General features: G+C 61.2%; 18 protein-coding genes and 1 pseudogene. 15 read left to right on the top strand and 4 right to left on the bottom strand.

Translation table 11 applies throughout. The annotated features are described in order from the left end of the window. Positions 1-132: 132 nt before the first annotated feature. Positions 133-2,026, bottom strand: a pseudogene (glmS, locus tag AC2JAJ_RS13980) (glutamine--fructose-6-phosphate transaminase (isomerizing)). Between the two features lie 128 nt (positions 2,027-2,154). Here glmS and coaA point away from each other — a divergent pair. The 3 genes from coaA to mscL are packed head-to-tail and all read left to right on the top strand — an operon-like array spanning position 2,155 to position 4,442. Then, positions 2,155-3,150 (top strand): type I pantothenate kinase, encoded by a 996-nt coding sequence (coaA, locus tag AC2JAJ_RS13975; RefSeq protein ID WP_221386505.1) that lies wholly within the window; start codon positions 2,155-2,157, stop codon positions 3,148-3,150. 5 nt (positions 3,151-3,155) lie between these two features. Beyond that, positions 3,156-4,013, top strand: a complete 858-nt coding sequence (locus tag AC2JAJ_RS13970; protein ID WP_486415437.1) for a M15 family metallopeptidase — start codon at positions 3,156-3,158, stop codon at positions 4,011-4,013. A 24-nt stretch (positions 4,014-4,037) separates the two neighbouring features. Further along, positions 4,038-4,442 (top strand): large conductance mechanosensitive channel protein MscL, encoded by a 405-nt coding sequence (gene mscL / locus AC2JAJ_RS13965; RefSeq protein ID WP_221386503.1) that lies wholly within the window; start codon positions 4,038-4,040, stop codon positions 4,440-4,442. A 66-nt stretch (positions 4,443-4,508) separates the two neighbouring features. Here the strand turns inward: mscL and glmM are convergent, their stop codons facing one another. Continuing rightward, positions 4,509-5,870, bottom strand: a complete 1,362-nt coding sequence (gene glmM, locus AC2JAJ_RS13960; protein WP_486415438.1) for a phosphoglucosamine mutase — start codon at positions 5,868-5,870, stop codon at positions 4,509-4,511. Between the two features lie 183 nt (positions 5,871-6,053). Between glmM and AC2JAJ_RS13955 the strand changes: the two genes are divergently transcribed. The 3 genes from AC2JAJ_RS13955 to AC2JAJ_RS13945 all read left to right on the top strand — a co-directional run bounded on the left by AC2JAJ_RS13955 (position 6,054) and on the right by AC2JAJ_RS13945 (position 11,096). Next, positions 6,054-7,292 (top strand): bifunctional glycosyltransferase family 2/GtrA family protein, encoded by a 1,239-nt coding sequence (locus AC2JAJ_RS13955; protein WP_486415439.1) that lies wholly within the window; start codon positions 6,054-6,056, stop codon positions 7,290-7,292. Beyond that, a complete protein-coding gene (locus tag AC2JAJ_RS13950; RefSeq protein ID WP_486415440.1) occupies positions 7,289-9,175 on the top strand; it encodes a glycosyltransferase family 39 protein in 1,887 nt (628 codons plus the stop codon). The genes AC2JAJ_RS13955 and AC2JAJ_RS13950 overlap by 4 nt, the downstream gene beginning before the upstream one ends. A gap of 214 nt (positions 9,176-9,389) precedes the next feature. Then, positions 9,390-11,096, top strand: coding sequence for a glycosyltransferase family 39 protein (locus AC2JAJ_RS13945; RefSeq protein WP_486415441.1), 1,707 nt, complete (start codon positions 9,390-9,392; stop codon positions 11,094-11,096). 110 nt (positions 11,097-11,206) lie between these two features. Here AC2JAJ_RS13945 and rpsI read toward each other — a convergent pair whose 3' ends face one another. Both rpsI and rplM read right to left on the bottom strand, forming a co-directional pair. Then, the gene (gene rpsI / locus AC2JAJ_RS13940) at positions 11,207-11,713 is read right to left on the bottom strand and encodes a 30S ribosomal protein S9 (RefSeq protein WP_141942595.1); all 507 of its coding nucleotides are present in this window, start codon (positions 11,711-11,713) and stop codon (positions 11,207-11,209) included. Positions 11,714-11,752: 39 nt separating this feature from the next. Then, a complete protein-coding gene (gene rplM, locus AC2JAJ_RS13935; RefSeq protein WP_009358699.1) occupies positions 11,753-12,196 on the bottom strand; it encodes a 50S ribosomal protein L13 in 444 nt (147 codons plus the stop codon). Positions 12,197-12,491: 295 nt separating this feature from the next. Here rplM and AC2JAJ_RS13930 point away from each other — a divergent pair, with 295 nt between their 5' ends. From AC2JAJ_RS13930 to AC2JAJ_RS13890, 9 genes are all read left to right on the top strand, one after another. Then, positions 12,492-13,157, top strand: coding sequence for a prepilin peptidase (locus AC2JAJ_RS13930; protein ID WP_486415442.1), 666 nt, complete (start codon positions 12,492-12,494; stop codon positions 13,155-13,157). Positions 13,158-13,437: 280 nt separating this feature from the next. Further along, on the top strand, positions 13,438-13,638 hold the full coding sequence (locus tag AC2JAJ_RS13925; protein ID WP_486415443.1) for a Flp family type IVb pilin: 201 nt from the start codon (positions 13,438-13,440) through the stop codon (positions 13,636-13,638). Between the two features lie 62 nt (positions 13,639-13,700). Next, the gene (locus tag AC2JAJ_RS13920; RefSeq protein WP_486415444.1) at positions 13,701-13,871 is read left to right on the top strand and encodes a Flp family type IVb pilin; all 171 of its coding nucleotides are present in this window, start codon (positions 13,701-13,703) and stop codon (positions 13,869-13,871) included. Positions 13,872-13,953: 82 nt separating this feature from the next. Further along, positions 13,954-14,352: a TadE/TadG family type IV pilus assembly protein gene (locus AC2JAJ_RS13915; protein WP_486415445.1), complete on the top strand. Its 399-nt coding sequence runs from the start codon at positions 13,954-13,956 to the stop codon at positions 14,350-14,352. Continuing rightward, a complete protein-coding gene (locus AC2JAJ_RS13910) occupies positions 14,340-15,341 on the top strand; it encodes a pilus assembly protein TadG-related protein (RefSeq protein ID WP_486415446.1) in 1,002 nt (333 codons plus the stop codon). Before AC2JAJ_RS13915 ends, AC2JAJ_RS13910 begins: the two co-directional genes overlap by 13 nt. Positions 15,342-15,364: 23 nt before the next feature. Then, a complete protein-coding gene (cpaB, locus tag AC2JAJ_RS13905) occupies positions 15,365-16,132 on the top strand; it encodes an RcpC/CpaB family pilus assembly protein (protein WP_501053165.1) in 768 nt (255 codons plus the stop codon). Continuing rightward, a complete protein-coding gene (locus AC2JAJ_RS13900) occupies positions 16,129-17,328 on the top strand; it encodes a CpaE/TadZ family protein (protein WP_486415448.1) in 1,200 nt (399 codons plus the stop codon). The genes cpaB and AC2JAJ_RS13900 overlap by 4 nt, the downstream gene beginning before the upstream one ends. Continuing rightward, positions 17,325-18,788: a TadA family conjugal transfer-associated ATPase gene (locus AC2JAJ_RS13895; protein ID WP_486415449.1), complete on the top strand. Its 1,464-nt coding sequence runs from the start codon at positions 17,325-17,327 to the stop codon at positions 18,786-18,788. The genes AC2JAJ_RS13900 and AC2JAJ_RS13895 overlap by 4 nt, the downstream gene beginning before the upstream one ends. Then, entirely contained in the window at positions 18,788-19,741 is a 954-nt protein-coding gene (locus tag AC2JAJ_RS13890; RefSeq protein WP_486415450.1) for a type II secretion system F family protein, read from the top strand. Before AC2JAJ_RS13895 ends, AC2JAJ_RS13890 begins: the two co-directional genes overlap by 1 nt. The last annotated feature ends 4 nt before the right edge of the window (positions 19,742-19,745 follow it).

Below are 19,745 nucleotides of genomic sequence, written 5' to 3'. Positions count from 1 at the left end.
ATTCTACGGTGGCGCCCGCGGGCGAAAGCCGCCGCGCGCCGGTGGCGGCCGGTGTCCGCCATCAGCGCAAAAGCTGGACTTTAACGTGCAAAACCCCGGGCCGCTGGGCCCGGGGTTTTGCGTCTACAGCGGTTACTCGACAGTGACGCTCTTGGCGAGGTTGCGCGGCTGGTCCACGTCGTAGCCCTTGGCGGCGGCGAGTTCGGCGGCGAAGATCTGCAGCGGCACGGTGGTGAGCAGCGGCATCAGCAGGGTGGGCGTTTCGGGGACGTAGAAGACGTGCTCGGCGTAGGCCTTGACGGCTTCGTCGCCTTCCTCGGCGATGACCAGGGTCCGGGCGCCGCGGGCGCGGACTTCCTGGATGTTGGAGACCACCTTGGAGTGCAGCGAGTCGCGGCCGCGCGGGGACGGGACCACCACGAACACCGGCTGGCCTTCGTCGATCAGGGCGATCGGGCCGTGCTTGAGCTCACCGGCGGCGAAGCCTTCGGCGTGGATGTAGGCGATTTCCTTGAGCTTCAGCGCGCCCTCGAGCGCCACCGGGTAGCCCACGTGCCAGGCCCAGGAACAGCACCGACTTCTCGTCCGCCATGCTCCGCGCAAGCTCACGCAGCGGGCCGGCGTTGTCCAGGATGGTCTGGATCTTCGCCGGGATCTTGTTCAGGTCCGCCAGGACGTCCTTGATCTGCCCGGAGAAGATGTTCCCGCGCAGCTGCGCCAGGTACAGGCCCAGCAGGTAGGCGGCGGTGATCTGGGCCAGGAACGCCTTGGTGGAGGCGACGGCGATTTCCGGGCCCGCGTGCGTGTAGAGCACGGCGTCGGATTCACGCGGGATGGTGGAGCCGTTGGTGTTGCAGATCGAGATGGTCTTGGCGCCCTGCTCGCGGGCGTAGCGGACGGCCATCAGGGTGTCCATGGTTTCGCCGGACTGGCTGATGGACACCACCAGGGTGTTCTCGTTCAGGATCGGGTCCCGGTAGCGGAACTCGTGCGCCAGCTCCACCTCCGTGGGGATCCGGCACCAGTTCTCGATCGCGTACTTGGCCACGGTGCCGGCGTACGCGGCGGTGCCGCAGGCCAGCACGATGATCTTGTCGACCTTCTTCAACAGCTCGGGATCGATCCGCAGCTCGTCCAGGGTCAGCTTGCCCTTGATGTCCGAGCGGCCCAGCAGGGTCTGCGCCACGGCGTCGGGCTGGTCGTGGATTTCCTTCTCCATGAACGAGGAGAAGCCGCCCTTTTCAGCAGAGGCAGGGTCCCAGTCCACGTGGTATTCCTTGCCGGAGGCCGGGTTGCCGTAGAAATCGGTGATGTCCACCGTGTCCGCGGTGATGGTGACGATCTGGTCCTGGCCCAGTTCCACCGCGCGGCGGGTGTAGTCAATGAAGCCGGACACGTCCGAACCGAGGAAGTTCTCCCCGTCGCCCAGGCCAACCACCAGCGGCGAGTTGCGGCGCGCGGCCACCACGACGTCCGGCTGGTCGGCGTGCACGGCCAGGAGCGTGAAGGCGCCCTCGAGGCGCTGGCAGGCCAGCTCCATGGCGCGGGTCAGGCCGCCGTCGGCGGTGACGCCGCCCAGCTTGTTCCGGAAAATGTCACCCAGCAGCGCCGCGGCGACCTCCGTGTCCGTTTCAGAAATGAACGTGACGCCCTTTTCCAGCAGCTCAAGCTTCAGCTCGGCGAAGTTCTCGATGATGCCGTTGTGGATCACGGCGAGCTTGCCGCCGTCGGACAGGTGCGGGTGCGCGTTGCGGTCCGTCGGGCCGCCGTGGGTGGCCCAGCGCGTGTGCCCGATCCCGGTGGTGGCTGCCGGCAGCGGCCGGGCTTCCAGCTCGGCCAGGAGGTTGGTCAGCTTCCCGGACTTCTTCCGCGACTCGATGGTCCCTTCGGACACCACCGCCACACCGGCGGAATCGTACCCGCGGTACTCCAGGCGGCGCAGCCCCTCAAGGACAACATCCAAAGCACTGTGACCCTTAATTGCACCGTCAGACGAACGGCCTACGTATCCCACGATTCCACACATAGGCACAAGACTATCGGGAGCGTGCCTGTTGCTGCTAAACGGGCACGTCAGCGCCGTGTGCGTTCCTGGTCCGGGCGCGGCAGGCTCGTGACCGGGACCGCCGCGCTGAACAGGACCGTCATTTCGTGATGGCGCGGGAGCGGGGCAGAATCTTTAGCGTGACTTCGCAACGCAACGAAGCGAACGGGGAGGGTGCCTCGCCGTTCGTGGAGCTGGACCGGCAAACCTGGTCCCGGCTCGCAGCCCAGATGGAACAGCCCCTTAATGAAGAGGACGTGCTGCGCCTTCGTGGTCTTGGCGACCCCTTGGACATCAACGAGGTCCGGGATGTCTACCTCCCGCTGTCCCGGCTGCTGCACCTGTATGTCGAAGCCGCGGGGCAGTTGCATGCGGCCACCACAACCTTCCTGGGGGAGCAGACCCAGCGCACCCCGTTCGTCATCGGCGTTGCCGGATCCGTTGCCGTGGGAAAGTCGACCATTGCGCGCGTGCTGCGGGAGATGCTCCGCCGCTGGCCCGGCACCCCGAACGTGGAGCTGATCACCACGGACGGGTTCCTCTATCCCCTGGCCGAGCTCAAGCGCCGGCAGTTGCTGGACCGGAAGGGTTTCCCCGAGTCCTACGACCGGCGGGCGCTGCTGCGGTTCGTCAGCGAGATCAAGAGCGGCGCGGAGGAGGTCCGGGCGCCCTGGTACTCGCATGTCACGTACGACATCGTCCCCGGCAAGGAAGTGGTGGTCCGCCGTCCGGACGTCCTGATTGTGGAGGGACTGAACGTCCTGGCCCCGGCCCGGCCGCGGCATGACGGGCGGCAGGGCCTGGCGCTGAGCGACTTCTTCGATTTCTCCATCTACGTGGATGCCAAGACCTCGTATATCGAGGAGTGGTACGTGGACCGGTTCCGGAAGCTGCGGAGCACGGCGTTCGCCCAGCCGGAGTCCTACTTCCACCGCTACGCCACGCTCTCGGACGAAGAGGCGGAGAGCACCGCCCGGGACATCTGGAAGCGGATCAATGAGCCCAACCTGGAGGAGAACGTCCTGCCGACGCGGGGACGCGCGCAGCTGGTGCTCACCAAAGACGCGGACCACTCGATCCGCCGCATGCTCCTGCGGAAGGTGTAGCACAGGTGTGCCATGACTGCGGTTCCCCGAGCCGCCGCAGCTTCGCCCGCTTCCTCGCTGCCGGCGCCGGGCTGACTGTCCTGTCAGCCTGCGCGCCGGAGGCACCCGTGGCGGTGCCGTCGTCGGCTGGTCTTTCCCCTGCCGCCCCCTCCCCTGCTGGCGGATCGGCTTTGCCGGGCGCGACGCCGGATGCCGCCACGGTGGGCCAGTCACCGGACGTGCCGTCCCCGGCGCCGCCGCCCTCGGCAGCGTTGGCGCGGCAGTTTTCGCTGAGCGACCCGGCGAGCCAGTGGGTCATCGTGAACAAGCACCGTCCGCTGGCGCCCGCGGACTATGCGCCGGCTGACCTGGTGCGTCCCGCCGTCGCAATCTCCGCTTCGGGTGAGGCGGCGCTGCTGAACAGCACGACGGCGGCTGCGGCGGAGGCGATGTTCGCCGCTGCCGCGCGGGACGGCGTGGCGGTGGTCCTGGCCAGCGGCTACCGGTCGTACGGCACGCAGGTGACCACGTACAACGGGTATGTGGCGGCACGGGGACAGGCCGACGCCGACACGGCCAGCGCCAGGCCGGGCCATTCCGAACACCAGACGGGATGGGCGTTCGACATTGGCGACGGCGGCGGCGCGTGCAGCTTCCAGCCGTGCTTCGCGGACCAGCCCGCGGCGGTGTGGGCGAAGGCGAACGCCTACCGGTTCGGGTTCGTGGTGAGGTACCCGTGGATGCTGCACCCCGTCACGGGGTACTACTACGAGCCGTGGCACCTGCGGTATGTGGGCGTGGAGGCGGCCACGGACATGGCGAACCGCGGCATCGGCACACTGGAGGAGTACTTCGGCCTGGAGGCGGCGCCCGCGTACCTGTAATGCCGGTGCGCTAGGTTGGTTTCCATGCTTAATGGATTCAAGAACTTCATCATGAAGGGCAACGTGGTGGACCTGGCGGTCGCCGTTGTCATGGGTACCGCGTTCGGCGCGGTGGTGACGGCGCTGGTGAACAAGGTGCTGATGCCCTTCGTCTCCGGCCTGGTGGGCGCGCCGAATTTCGACAGCTTCGCCAGAGTGGAGCTGAACGGCAACGCCATCGAGTTCGGCGTCCTGTTGACTGCCGTGGTGAATTTCCTGCTGATCGCCGCGGCCATCTACTTTGTGGTGGTGATGCCCATGAACCTGATGATCGAGCGCCGCAACCGCCGGCTGGGGATCAACAAGGACGTGAAGAAGGACGCCGCCGAGGACCCGCAGGTTGCGCTCCTTACCGAGATCCGGGACGCGCTGAAGAGCCGCACGCCCTAAGCCCTCTGACCAACGCAGAGCGGCCCGTCTCCCCTGCGGGGAGGCGGGCCGTTCTTTTTGCTGCGCCTAGTTCGAGGCCAGTTCCAGCGCAAGTTCGCTGCGGACCACCTGGGCCAGGTGTTCGGCGATGGACTGCGCTGTCTCTTCGTCCGCGGCTTCCACCATGACGCGTACAACAGGTTCGGTGCCGGAGGGACGGAGCAGGACGCGGCCTGTTTCGCCGAGCGCTGCCTCCGCGGCGGCGACGGCCTGGGCCAGGACGTCGTTGCTGCCCACCCTGGTGCGGTCCACGCCCTTGACGTTGATGAGGACCTGCGGGAGCTTGGTCATCACGGTGGCCAATTCCTTGAGCGGCTTCCCGGTGAGGGCCACCTGGGCTGCGATTTGCAGGCCGGTGAGCACGCCGTCGCCGGTGGTGGCATAGTCGGAGAAGATCACGTGGCCGGACTGTTCGCCGCCCAGGTTGTAGCCGCCGTCGCGCATTTCCTCGAGGACGTACCGGTCCCCCACCGCAGTTTCGCGGATGCTGATGCCGGCCTGGCGGAGGGCGATTTTAAGGCCGAGGTTGCTCATGACGGTGGCCACGAGGACGTCGTCCCTGAGCTTGCCGGACTTCTGGAGTGCGATGGCGAGGATGGCCATGATCTGGTCGCCGTCCACCTCGTTGCCTTCGTGGTCCACGGCGAGGCAGCGGTCGGCGTCGCCGTCGTGGGCGATGCCCAGGTTCGCCTGGTACTTGACCACGGCTTCCTTGAGGGGGCCCAGGTGGGTGGAGCCGACGCCGTCGTTGATGTTGTGGCCGTCGGGCTCGGCGCCAATGACGACGACGTCCGCGCCGGCATCCTTGAAGACCTGCGGGGAGCAGCCGCTGGCGGCGCCGTTCGCGCAGTCCAGGACCACTTTGAGGCCTTCGAGGTTGTGCGGGAGCGTGCGCAGGAGGTGCACGATGTAGCGGTCCTCGGCGTCGGAGAAGCGCTGGATGCGCCCGACGTCGGCGCCCACCGGGCGGGCCGCCTCCTTGGACATCTGCGCCTCGATGGCGTCTTCCACGTCGTCCGGGAGCTTTTGGCCGCCGCGGGCGAAGAACTTGATGCCGTTGTCCGGTGCGGGGTTGTGGGAGGCGGAGATCATGACGCCGAAATCGGCGTCGAGGTCCGCCACCAGGTAGGCCGCCGCAGGGGTGGGGAGGACGCCGGCGTCGTAGACGTCGATGCCCGAGCTCGAGAGCCCGGCCTCCACTGCGGCGGCGATGAATTCACCGCTGGCGCGCGGGTCACGGGCCACCACGGCGCGGGGCCGCGAGCCGTTGGAGTTGCGGTCGTGGCCGAGCACGACGGCGGCCGCCTGGGCCAGCTGCATAGCCAGCTCCGCAGTCAGCAGACCGTTCGCAAGCCCCCGGACACCATCAGTTCCAAATAATCTAGACACCGGTCAAGTCTAGTGGATGGGCTGGGTGAGACCTGCGTAGGCCGCCTCCCGCGGTCCGTGCTACTTGGTGTGTACCTGCCTTCGGCCAGGGGCAATTACTGGGACTACTTGGTTTTTTTCGTTGCTACCTGTCTTTATCCAAAACCCTCGCCACGCCTGTTTGGGGGCTCCTACGATCCATGCATGACACCTAGCTATGGGGGCTTGGCGCTCGAAATTGTTGTACCGGTCTTCAACGAAGAAGCGGTACTCGAAAGCAGCATCACAAGGCTCGCCGACTACTTGACCCAAGAAATGCCATCGACGTGGAAAATCACCATCGCCGATAATGCAAGCACCGACCGGACTCCGGTGATTGCCGCTCGACTCAGCGAGCACATGCCGAACGTTGAATACCGCCGCCTTGAGGTCAAGGGGCGCGGCTTTGCATTGAGAGATGCATGGAGCGCCTCCGAAGCGAAGGTTCTGGCCTATCTTGATGTGGATCTTTCCACTGATCTTGCCGCCCTTCCGCCGTTGGTGGCCCCCCTTTTGTCCGGTCACTCCGACATTTCCATAGGCACACGCCTGGGCCAGAGTGCGCGCGTGAGCCGGGGCCCCAAGCGGGAATTCATTTCCAGGTCCTATAATTTCCTGCTTCGACGCACAATGCAGGTGCGGTTCTCGGATGCTCAGTGTGGGTTCAAAGCGATACGCGCAGATGTTGCCGCGCGCTTACTCCCGCATATCGAGGACAACGGCTGGTTTTTTGACACCGAACTGCTGATCATCGCTGAGCGCTCGGGACTGCGGATTCACGAAATTCCCGTTGACTGGGTGGACGACCCCGATAGCCGCGTGGACATCAAGCAGACCGCTCTTGATGACCTCCGGGGAATGATCCGGGTAGGTACATCTCTTGTTAGGGGGCTCATCCCGGTCCAGGCAATATACGCTGAGCTGGGGCGGGGGCCAATCGCGCCGGTGAGCCGGCCGAGCTTCTTCGGCCAGGTACTCCGTTTTGGGCTCGTTGGTGTCGCCTCAACGCTGGCTTTCGCACTGTTATACCTGATCCTCCAGGGCCCATTCAGCGCGCAGGAGGCTAACTTCCTGGCACTCCTGCTCACCGCAATTGGAAACACAACTGCCAACCGCAAATTTACCTTTGGTATCAGTGGCCCGGCGAAACTCTTCACCCAGCAATTCCAGGGGTTGCTGGTGTTTTTGCTCGCTTGGGGAATCACATCTTCGTCGTTGCTGGTTCTGCACTCGGTGCACGCCGATGCCGCACCCAACGTGGAACTCCTCACTCTTACCGCAGCCAACGTCTTGGCGACTCTGATCCGGTTTGTTCTCTTACGTCTTTGGGTGTTCCGCGTCCGGCGTTATGACGTACCCCGAACGATCACTGCTCTCCGCCCGGCGGGGGAATCTGTCCGATGACGATAACAACCCGGGCCCGGACAGCGGCCCTTCTGCCAAGCCGTGCCACGGGTAGTTCCTGGCCTTGGGAGGGAATCGGCCTGGCCGTCCTTCTCCTCGGGACCGCAGCGGCATTCCTCTGGGGACTGGACCGCAACGGCTGGGCCAACCCCTATTACTCCGCCGCGGCACAGGCAGGATCCCAAGACTGGAAAGCCTTCTTCTACGGCTCCCTCGACGCGGGCAATCTCATCACCGTCGACAAACCGCCCCTGAGCATCTGGATCATGGGCCTGTCCGTCCGGCTGTTCGGACTGAACTCCTGGGCCCTGCTCGTCCCCCAAGCGTTGATGGGTGTCGCCACAACCTGGCTCATCTACAAAATCATCCGTCGAAGCCATCCCGCAGCACCGGCATTGCTGGGCGGGCTGATTTACGCAACGACTCCCGTAGTCGTCCTCATGTCCCGGTACAACAATCCCGAACCGCTCATGGGCATCCTGACCGTAGCCGCTGTCTACTTCGTCATCCGGGCGATCGAATCCAACCACTGGCACTGGTACCTGCTGGCCGGCACATCACTGGGACTGGGCTTCATGGCCAAACAGATCCAAGCATTCCTTCCCATCCCTGCCCTCGTATTCGTGGTCCTGCTGTTCGGCGCAGGGACCATGGCATCACGACTCCTCCGACTCCTCGGATCGCTTGTCGCCCTGGTCATCAGCGGTGGCTGGTGGATGGCATTGGTCGAACTTACGCCGGCATCTAATCGGCCCTACGTCGGTGGATCAGCGACCAACAGCATCCTCGAACTCACCCTCGACTACAACGGCCTCGCTAGATTCATCCGTATCCCGACCCAAATAAGTGGGAATCGGGCTACTGCGAAAGATGAACTCGCACCATACAACGGTGGCTTTACGCGAATCTTCGATGGCAACTTCGCCCCTGAGATCGCGTGGCTTACTTTCACCGCAATAGCTTTGACGATCGTTCTGGTGGTTCTGTACCGGACCTTGGGACTTCCACGAGCACAGAGATGCCTCGTTGCCCTCTCCGCCAGCTGGTTTGCGGTCACATTCCTTTTGCTCTGTTACATGGGATCGATGATCCACACCTACTACACCTACTCATTGGCCGCGCCGGTCGCCCTAGTAGTTCCGGTTGGACTCGCCATTCTTTGGCAGCGGCGGGACAGGTTAGTCCTTCGGCTAATTGGCGCTCTGATTGTTGGTTCGTCCACATACATGTGCATCAGAGTGCTCAATTACAGCGATCAATGGCCAACATGGTTCCGGGTCCTTGTTGTCATAACGGGCGTCGCTGCCGTATGTGGATGGGTAGCCAGTAAAGACGACAGGCAGACACGAATCGCCTCCACTGCCATCGCGGCAGCTCTAGTGATAGCTCCGTTGGGAGCCAATGTCTACACCATTTCCACAGCACAAAACGGCACTAACCCCCAGTCCGGTCCCGTCGCCAACGATCCAATGGCTATGTCCCGCCTCCTGTTGATGGCAAAGGCCGGATCGCCAGCATGGGCTCTGCAAACCGCTTATGGTTCGACACCAGTTGAACGCGTAACAGAGATGCTCAGCCAGACCAAAGGCAAAAGCACTTGGGCCGCAGCCACATTCTCAGCGCAGAACGCAGCCCTGTATCAACTTGAATCAGGACAGCCTGTGATCGCTGTGGGCGGTTGGCTCGGAACGGATCCGGCCCCCACTCTGGCCCAGTTCAAGGCACTTGTGGCTGAAGGCAAAATTGGCTTCTTCATCTGGCAGCAGGAGCTTCTGGATCGGGGCGAACTGAGCCAGGACACGATGGACATCTCACAATGGGTGCAGGACAACTTTAAGGAGCAGAGCGTTGACGGCGTCACGATCTATCACCTCAGCTCCTAATGGCGAGCGGCCATCACGACCGAAAAATGAAACTGCCACAAGGCGTTGGGCTTCCCTAGCACGGCAACTCTTTCGGGGCACCAAGGCAAGCCCGGTTTGGGAGCGGCCAGCTCTCCTGCTAATACTTCTCGCCAACTCCGCGCTCTACTTTACAAACATCGGGATAAACGGGTGGGCAAATTCGTTCTACTCGGCGGCGGTTCAATCCGGGACAATGAACTGGGAGGCGTTCTTCTTCGGGTCGTCTGATTGGGGAAACGCAATCACTGTGGACAAGCCTCCACTTAGCCTGTGGATTATGGGTGCATCGGTTAGGCTATTCGGATTTTCACCCACGAGCATACTAATTCCTCAAGCGATAATGGGAGTTACAACAACTTTCCTAATTTATGTAATTGTCCGCCGCAGTTTCTCTGCTGTCGCAGCCCTGGTCGCAGCAGTGATTTTTTTCACAACACCAATCATCACTCTGCTTTCCCGATACAACAATCCAGACCCTCTAATGTTGCTGCTCATGGTCGCGGCAGCCTACTTTGTGATACGGGCAGTAGAATCCGGAAGTTCTGTAGCTTTTGCATTGGCAGGCGCCCTCCTGGGTCTGGCCTTTATGACCAAGCAGCTCCAGGCGCTACTAAATGTTCCTGCACTCGGGATAGCTTTCATGGTGTCGGCCACCTGTGCGTGGACGAAGAAACTTCGAGCTTGCATGTATGGGGTGGTCTCCCTAGTGCTACTAGGCGGGTTGTGGACTGCCACAGTTGAACTTATACCGCCGGCCAGCAGGCCATTTATCGGTGGTTCTACCAGTAACAGTGCAGTTGAACTCACACTTGCTTATAACGGACTTGCTCGACTTTTTCCGACGCAGAAGGACCCAACCGTTGGTTTGATTCCGGAGGCTTTCAAAGCGGCGGAAAGTGACGCTGGGTTTCTCCGGTTGCTAAACAGCAACTTCTCGCAGGAGATTGGCTGGCTGCTGATGGTCGGATTGTTCTCTTGCATATGGGTGCTTCTGACATGGCGGAGTGTTGCCTACACTCCGGCACGCCGGGCTACCGCTGTTATCTCACTGGTCTGGTTTCTTACCGCCTACCTCATGCTGTCGTTCATGGGAGACGGCATTCACACGTATTACACGGCAACCTTGGCCTCTCCCCTGGCACTCATGATCGCAATGGGTCTCGAATCAATCATGGCAATGAAATCCAGGACAGTCGCCAGGATCTTAGCCTCATGCAGCATACTGGTCGGATCCCTTGTGCAGTGGGCCCTCCTCAGCGGAGTCGAAGGCTGGCAACCAGCCTTCATTACTGCCGCACTTATCTTGGGCCTTTCAGGAGCCGCGCTACTTGCAATCCGCCCGCCTGCCGGGTGGATCAACGTCGCAGGGTGTGGCCTTGCGGCTGCAGGGTTATTGGCCGGTCCCGTAGCAACATCCCTTTACACAACGACTGTGGCACACCAGGGTTCAAATCCAGTTTCCGGCCCCCTCACCAAAAGCAGTAACTCAATAAGTCACTTTCTCGCGGGTGTAAAAGCCAGGGAATCGGGATGGTCCTACGATCTGGGCTTCGGGTTCGATCCATCACCGGCCTTGATTTCGCTGACTCGCGATGCCTCTACGTGTGATTGGGGAGCGGCAACGTACCCGTCACAATCGGCGGCGAAGCTTCAGCTGGCTAGCTCGAGAGCGGTGCTGCCGCTTGGCGGCTTCAACGGCACCGACCCTGCACCGACGCTGGAGCGCTTTCGAGCGCTCGTCCGAGAAGGAAAAATATGTCTGCTCGTCTGGCATCAGGACCATTTGGACCTTCCCGGCCGGAGCGGTGAGCTGCTCGAAATATCGAGCTGGGTCAAATCCAATTTTCCATCCACCCTGATAGACGGTGTAACTGTCTACAACCTGAAGGCGCAGCAGTAGGCATCCAGTGAGGGCTAAGGGCGGTAAGGCATCAAGTTGTTGTTCGTGCAGTCAGGAACGCAGAAAGCCCGTCCCACCAAACGGCGGGACGGGCTTCTGTGCAAGCGGATTTAGCGCTTGGAGTACTGCTGGGCCTTGCGGGCCTTCTTGAGACCGGCCTTCTTACGCTCGATGACACGGGCGTCGCGGGACAGGTAACCGGCCTTCTTCAGGGTCGGGCGGTTGTTCTCGACGTCGATCTCGTTCAGCGAACGGGCGATGCCGAGGCGCAGGGCGCCGGCCTGGCCGGAGATGCCACCGCCGTGGATGCGGGCGATGACGTCGTAGGCGCCTTCAAGATCGAGGATCTTGAAGGGCTCGTTGACGTCCTGCTGGTGCAGCTTGTTCGGGAAGTAGTTCGCCAGCTCGCGGCCGTTGATGGTCCACTTGCCGGTGCCGGGCACAACGCGGACGCGTGCAACGGCTTCCTTGCGGCGGCCAACAGCTGCGCCGGCAACCGTCAGGGCCGGGCGTTCCTTCTTGGGAGCAGCTTCAGCAGCGGAGCTCTCAGAGGTGTAGCTGGTCAGGTTTTCCTCGGCCTCGGGGGCCTCGGTGGTCAGTTCTTCGTTCTGAGCCACGATTCTCCTTGTATTAAGTAAGTTGTTTGGTGGCCAGGACTACTGGGCGACCTGGGTGATTTCGAAAGTCTTGGGCTGCTGTGCGGCGTGCGGGTGCTCGGCACCGCGGTACACCTTCAGCTTGCCCAGCTGCTGGGCAGCCAGGGAGTTCTTGGGGAGCATGCCCTTGATGGCCTTCTCAACGGCGCGGACCGGGTTCGATTCCAGCAGTTCCGCGTAGTTGACGGAGGTCAGGCCGCCCGGGTAGCCGGAGTGGCGGTAAGCACGCTTCTGCTCCAGCTTGGCGCCGGTCAGGGCAACCTTCTCAGCGTTGATGATGATGACGAAGTCGCCCATGTCCATGTGGGATGCATAGGTGGCCTTGTGCTTGCCGCGCAGCAGGATTGCGGTCTGGCTTGCAAGACGGCCAAGGACAACGTCGGTGGCGTCAATGACGTGCCACTGGCGGTTGATATCGCCGGGCTTCGGGGTGTACGTACGCACGGTGTTTGCCTCGTTCTTGTTCTGGCGTTCTTGTTTAGGTGTCACTAGCTCGTGCACCTACTGTCTGCGCGCTACCGGAACAGAGGTGAGGGCTCTATGTAACCAGTCATCCTGAAGTTCCGAATATGCACGTTGAGTAGTTATCCTGCAACCGGATTCTCAAGCGGGCACGCACCATCGGAATAGGACACGCACAACGACTACCAAGATTAGCGCGTCCGGGGGTTCAGGGTCAAAATGGGGTAGCCGGATGCCGCCTCAGCGCCTGCCGGCCTGACGGACGCAGGGGGTCGCGGTGTTTACAACGGGTCATGAGGGCCTGCCGGGATGGCTTTGGGTTGTTGGCATCGGCCTAGTGGGCGCCGCACTCTCCCCCCTGGCCGAGGTCCTCATCGCCAAACGGCTCCCGCGGCTGGGTGGCCTGCCTGGCCTCCCCGCACGGATTACGACGGCGGCACTCACCGGGCTCGCGTGCGCGGCTTTTGCTTTCCATTTTGGAATTTCTTTTAGTCTTCCAGCTTTCCTCTTCCTTGCAGTATTAGGCGTACAGCTGGCACGGATCGACGTTGCGCTCCATCTACTGCCTAATCCGCTCGTATTATCACTCCTTACTGGTGGCGCACTATTGTTTTTACTTCCCTGGCTCTTTGAGAAACAGGCGGATAGTTTCCTGCGGGCATTGCTTGGAGGGGCAGTTTTGTTCGCCAGTTACTTGATATTGGCCTTGATCTCTCCCGGCGGCATCGGCATGGGAGACGTCAAGCTTGCCGCGCCAGTGGGCTTGTACCTCGGGTACCTAGGCTGGGTCCAACTCCTCTACGGCGGCCTTCTCGGATTCATCCTTAATGGGGTGGTGACGGTCATTGTCGTCGGCCGAAAGGGCCGAAAACAGGCCACAGAGGTGGCACACGGCCCCGCGATGCTCGGTGCCCTCGCGACAATTGCGCTCCTCTTCACGTAGCCACTGCTGCGGAGCACATGCCTGTGCCCCGACGTCCCTGCAAGGGGACTCCAAGTAGTGAGCCGCGTACCTGCCGCGGCTTATGAGTACTGCCCTCACTTTTCAAGTACGTACTTTTGACAACCCCCAAAAAAATCGAGTACCACTACGCATTGTTGCCCCTGCCCCCAAATGACAATCTCTTCTTAGCGAAGTCCAGCCGCTAAAGGATTTATGGGGGCAGCTGGAAATTCGTTGAAATAAATAATCAATTCAATTTCACCGAATTAAGGAAAATACAATGACTTCTCTCATGGTCTCGATGATGGCTTTCGTCGCCGGCATCAAGGATCGCTTCTCTTCCGAAAAGGGCGCCACGGCAACTGAGTACTCGCTTCTGGTGGGCCTCATCGCCCTCGTTATTGTCGCGGGCGTCACCCTCTTCGGAAGCAACCTCCAGACCTTCTTCAGCAGCCTCGCCGTCAAGGTCGGGGCCTGGTAACCGTCAGCCCATCAGCAGAAAGGCTCGGAATCATGTCGGATTTCCCATCAGCTCTTCAAAAAATGGCTGCAACGATTCGGGCGATATTCACCAACGAAAAGGGCGCTACGGCAACTGAGTATTCCCTTTTGGTGGGACTCATCGCCCTGGTGATCGTCGCCGGCGTCACCCTCTTTGGAAGCAACCTCCAGACCTTCTTCAGCAGCCTCGCCACTACGGTCGGCACCTGGTAGGTCAAATCCACCGGTGTGCCGCGCCTTATCGGCGCGGCACACCGCACTTAAAGCCCACGCTGCAACCGCCCAGGGGGACCCGTTGAAACGCAGCCCAAAAAATCGGAAACACGATGAGCGAGGCGCAGTTGCCGTCGAATTCGCACTCGTCGCCCCGATCCTGATCGCCCTGATCATCGCCATCGTCGAGTTCTCCAACGCATACAACATCCAAGTTTCCGTTACCCAGGCTTCCCGAGAGGCCGCACGGACTATGGCCATTACCAAGGACGCCACGAAGGCAACTGCCGCCGGCAAAGCCGGCGCACCCTCAATCAACTCTTCTCTGCTCACCTTCGACTACTCGGCCGCAACCTGCCCCGCGGCGACGCCAGCGTCGACCGCCGTCGTGACCGTCACATACAGCGGCTCGTCGTTGACAGGATTCTTCGGGTCCACACTCACAGTTACAGGCAAAGGAGCCATGCAATGTGGCGGCTAAAGAAGAAAGCACAAGTCGCTGATGGTGAACGCGGCGCCGCAGGCGTAACGGTGGCAGTGATGATGCTCGTACTCATCGGGGCTGGCGCCATGGCCGTTGACGTCGGCCAAATCTACGCTGAACGCTCGCAGCTGCAAAACGGAGCGGACGCCGGTGCCTTGGCAGTGGCCAAGAGTTGCGAGCAAGGCGCGTGTGCGCCAGCCTTGGCCGACGGATTGGCAAACTCGAACTCCAATGATGCCGCCAGCAATGCCTCCGTGGATCTGTCCGTCCCAGGTCAGGTGACCGTTACCACGTCGACCAAAAACGGTTCGTCCAGTTTCCTGACCAACCTTTTTGCGAATGCCATAAACGCTGGCCCGGTCACCGTGGGAGCACAGGCAACGGCAGGGCACGGTTTCCCTGGCAGTGGTTCTGGCTTTCCTCTAGCTCTGTCGGACAACTGCTTCAACCTGACGTCAGCAAGCCCCACCGCTGAGCTGCAGAAAATCTCGTACAAGCCAGGTGCCACGTGCACAGGCCCCTCCGGAACCGAGATCCCTGGTGGCTGGGGTTGGCTCGATGAATCATCACCGTGTGTGGCGACCACTCAAGTTGGCACGAACGGCATGGCCTCGGATCCGGGCAATAACCCTCCCAATGGGTGTTCGACGATCTTGGCCGGGTGGCAAAACACGATTCTTGGGGGCGGCGAGGTCAAAGCACAATTCCCGGTCTTCGACACCGCCACTGGCACAGGCAACACCGGCAGTTTCAACATCATCGGCTACGCGACTTTCAAGATCTGGGGCTGGAAGTTCGGGAACAACCACGAATACGAGTTTCGCAACACCGCAACTGACCCGGGCATGACCAGTGCTCTCGCATGCAGTGGAGGGCAGGACCGTTGCATCATCGGTCAGTTTGTTGAATACGTCGCTATCGGGTCCGGAAGCCCGGTCCCCGGCGGTGTGGACCTGGGCACCTCGGAAGTTCGACTTATCAAGTAGTTCCAACAAAGGGGAAGTAGAAAATGAAAGCACGCCTACTGGGAGGCATTGCCGCGCTGGTTGTCGCAATCATAGGCACCGTCCTTCTGTTCAATTACGTCCAGGGCGCAGACCGCCGCGCTCTCGCCAACACGGAAACGCAGGACGTCCTGGTGGTCAAACAGGGGGTGCCGGCGGGAACGCCGGCAAGCCAACTGTCGCAGTACGTCACCACAAAGCCTGTACCGAAAACCGCTGTTGCGGCCGACGGCGTGCAGGACCTCAGCGCCGTAGGTTCGATGGTCACCTCAGTGGCCCTCGTTCCCGGCGAACAACTCCTCAGCAGCCGCCTGGTGGATGCAAATGCGTATCTTGGGCCCGCGCGGGTAGCGGTGCCGTCCGGGCTCCAGGAAGTCACCCTCCGGTTGGGAATCGAGCGAGTGGTGGGCGGCAAGATACAGGCCGGCGACACCGTGGGCATCTTCATCTCGATGGCAGATGCTGCTGGTGGTGGCAATGGGACCCAGCTGACATTCCACAAGGTACTGGTCACGGCGGTCCAGTTCAGCTCTGGGGCTCCAGCCCAGACTCAGGCCCAAACCACCCAGGCGAGCTCAACGGGTTCTTTGAACGCCGACAAGAGTGCACAGACATCCGGTGATTCTTACCTAATAACCTTCGCACGTGACGCCGTCGACACCGAGAAGCTCGTCTACGCGGCCGAATTCGGAAAGATCTATCTCTCAAAAGAGCCGGCTGATGCCACTGAGGGCACCAGCGGTGTGGTCAATCAGACAAAGGTATTCAAATGAGCCGCTTCATTTTGATTTCCCCGTCTCTGGACTACGAGCGGAAGGTTCGGGCATCGGTGGCCCCGCTTAGCGGATCGCTGCAGTTCTTCCAAGCCGCATACTTGCCCGAGTCCCCGGATGACATCCTCCGCCAGCAGGCCGGAGAACCGCCCGAAGTACTGATTCTCGGCCCGGGTTTGCCGCAGGAAGAAGCACTCAAGTTCGCGGCCGTCATGGATCTCCAATACCCCGAAATCAGCATCGTGTTGGCAGCTGACGACGACGGCGAACTCGCCTTGAACGCCATGCGTTCCGGCATCCGTGATCTCATTCCACCGTCCGCCGACATGGATCAGGTCCGGGCATTGGTGGAGCGGGCGAGTTTGGCCTCTGCAGGCCGTCGACGTGGGTTGGGTCCCAACACCGCTGAGCGTCCCACTGCGGAAGGTGGACGCGTCGTTGCAGTCATGTCGCCGAAAGGCGGGGTAGGCAAGACAACAATCGCGAGTAACTTGGCCATCGGTCTTGGGCAGATTGCGCCGATGAGTGTAGTGGTGGTGGACTTGGATCTGCAGTTCGGTGACATCGCCAGTGGCCTCATGCTCGACCCCGATTTCACCATCACCGACGCCGTGGTGGGAGCGGCGAGCCAGGATGCCATGGTTCTCAAGACCTATCTGACCCTCCATCCGGGAAATATCTACGTCTTGTGCGCCCCTCGCAACCCTATCGATATGGACAGGATCACCGGGGAGCATGTCAGCCATCTCCTGCGTCAACTACGGGCTGAATTCCAATATGTAGTTGTGGATACAGCGCCAGGCCTGGGAGAACACGTGTTGGCCACCCTCGAGCAGGCCACCGATGCCGTGTGGGTCTGTGGAATGGACATACCAAGCATCCGCGGCCTCAGGACCGGCTTCCAGATTCTGTCGGAACTCGATCTCCTCCCCGATAACAGACATGTTGTCCTCAACATGGCGGACCGCAAGACCGGCCTCACCGTCCAGGACGTGGAAGCCACCATTGGTGCTCCCGTCGACATCGTGCTTTCCCGCTCCCGAACCGTTCCGTTTTCGACAAACAAGGGCGTTCCCCTCCTTCAGGACGGAAGCCGCGATTCAGTTGCCAAGGGCCTCCGGCACCTGGTCGAGCGATTCAAACCAAATTGGGAAGCTCCCCGTAAGAAGCTCCACCGAAGGGCGGTAGTGCAATGACACTCTCAAACCGATTTGCCAGGCTGCGCTCCGATGGAAGCAGCACTCCCGATGTAAGCGTCGAGACTCCATCCGCGCCGCAGGCCCCAGCAGCTACCCTGAGTGCATTGCAGCAGGCACAAGCAGCTGAACAGTCCCAGGCTGCCACGCATATCCAACTCACCGAGGGCGGCGCAAGTGAAGCACTGGCAGGGCTTAAGGAACGGGCCAGCCAAGCCTTGTACGAGCGGCTTGGATCCAGGATTACCGATTCGTCCCTTGACGAGGCTGAGCTTCATCAGTTCGTCAAGGATGAACTGCGCGCAGTCGTCGATGAAGAGCAGGTTCCCCTCTCCCAGGGGGAACGCCAGCGACTAACCCGCGAAATCATCGATGACGTGCTGGGGCATGGCCCCATGCAGCGCTACCTCGATGATCCCAGCGTCACAGAAATCATGGTGAACCGAGCGGACCAAATTTACGTGGAGCGCAACGGCCAACTGTTCCTCACTGACACCAAGTTCACCAGCGAAGATGCACTGCGGCGAGTCATTGAGCGCATCGTCACCAGGATTGGGCGGCGCATCGACGAATCATCTCCTTTGGTCGATGCCCGGCTTCCCGACGGATCCCGCGTCAACGCGATCATCCCGCCCTTGGCTGTCAACGGGGCCTCCCTCACAATTAGGAAATTCTCCCGGGAGGCTCTCACCGTTGAGAAACTCATTAGTTTTGGGAGCCTGTCCCCCGAGATGGCTGAGTTGCTCAGGGCATGTGTGTTGGCCAGGATGAACATCATCGTTTCCGGCGGTACTGGCACCGGAAAGACAACGATGCTGAACGTTTTGTCCTCCTTCATCCCGGCCTCCGACCGGATCGTCACCATTGAAGACGCCGTGGAACTGCAGCTTCAGCAGGATCACGTCGTCAGGTTGGAAAGCCGGCCAGCGAACATCGAAGGAAAAGGCGAAGTCTCAATTCGCGACCTGGTCCGCAACTCCTTGCGTATGAGGCCGGACCGAATCGTTGTAGGCGAAGTTCGTGGAGGCGAGTCGCTGGACATGCTTCAAGCGATGAACACCGGTCATGACGGTTCGATCTCAACTGTCCATGCGAATTCCCCTCGAGATGCTGTCGCCCGTTTGGAAACCCTCGTGCTGATGGCCGGGATGGACCTCCCTCTGCGGGCCATTCGCGAACAGATTGCTTCCGCAGTGAACTTGATCGTGCACATTTCCCGGCTTCGGGACGGATCTCGACGGGTCACGCATGTTACGGAGGTGCAGGGAATGGAAGGGGACATCGTCACGCTTCAGGATGCCTTCGTGTTCGACTATTCTGCCGGCATCGATGCCAACGGGCGCTTCTTGGGGAAGCCAATTCCCACAGGCGTCCGGCCCCGATTCACGGACAGGTTCGAGGAACTCGGCATCAGGATCTCCCCCGCCGTGTTCGGTGCCCAAGCAGTCAGGAGCCGGTAATGGAGGTACCCGAGACCTCTCTCGTACCGCTGGCCCTGGGAGTGCTGTTGATTCTGGCGGCGATTACCCTGCTCTTCACAGTGGTTCTCAAGTCCACGCACGTGATTCCAGTCGAGCGGCGTCGACCGGACGTCCCCTCGGCTACTTCCAAGCTGACCCTTCTCACCGATTCCGCTGTGGGCGCGATCAACAAGAGACTCAAGGGGAAGAACGACTTCCTCATCAACCGGGAACGGCTCGAGCGTGCTGGGCTGAAGTCGCAGCCAGCAGACTTTCTCCTAATGATGGGAGCAGGCGCTCTGGCAGGCGGAGTTCTGGGGTTCTTGCTGGGCGGCCTTTTCTTCGCAGTCCTGGCAATTATGGCGGTTCCTGCTGGAATGCTGGCGTACCTCACCGTGTTGACTTCACGGCGAAAGAGCAAGTTCGACGAACAGTTGCCGGACACGCTCCAGATGCTGACCGGGAGCATGCGGGCGGGTCACAGCCTTCTCCGTGCCATTGATGCCTCGGCAAAGGAGTCGGAGGCTCCGATGTCCGAAGAGCTGAGCCGCATTGTCAATGAGACCAGGATCGGCCGGGATCTCGGCGAGTCCATGATGGATGTTTCCGCACGCACAGGCAGTGAGGATTTCTCCTGGATCTCACAGGCGATAGAGATCCACCGCGAGGTTGGTGGAGACCTTGCCGAGGTACTGGACCATGTTGGCGAGACCATCCGGGACCGGAACCAGATCCGGCGCCAAGTGAAAGCCTTGAGTGCCGAAGGCAAGATGTCTGCCGCCGTCCTCATGGGTCTTCCCGTAGTACTGTTCTTCGCCTTGATCTTTATCAACCCTCAATACTCGAAGACGTTCACGAGCACGGTGCCCGGTTATCTGATGCTGGGAGTTGCCGCTGTCATGCTGACCGCCGGCGGTGTCTGGCTCAGCCGCCTGATCAAACCCAAGTACTAGGAGC

The sequence above is a fragment of the Arthrobacter sp. MOO21 genome, assembly GCF_057369995.2.
Note: the sequence above shows the minus strand (reverse complement) of the source record. Positions and strands in the feature narration are given on the sequence as shown.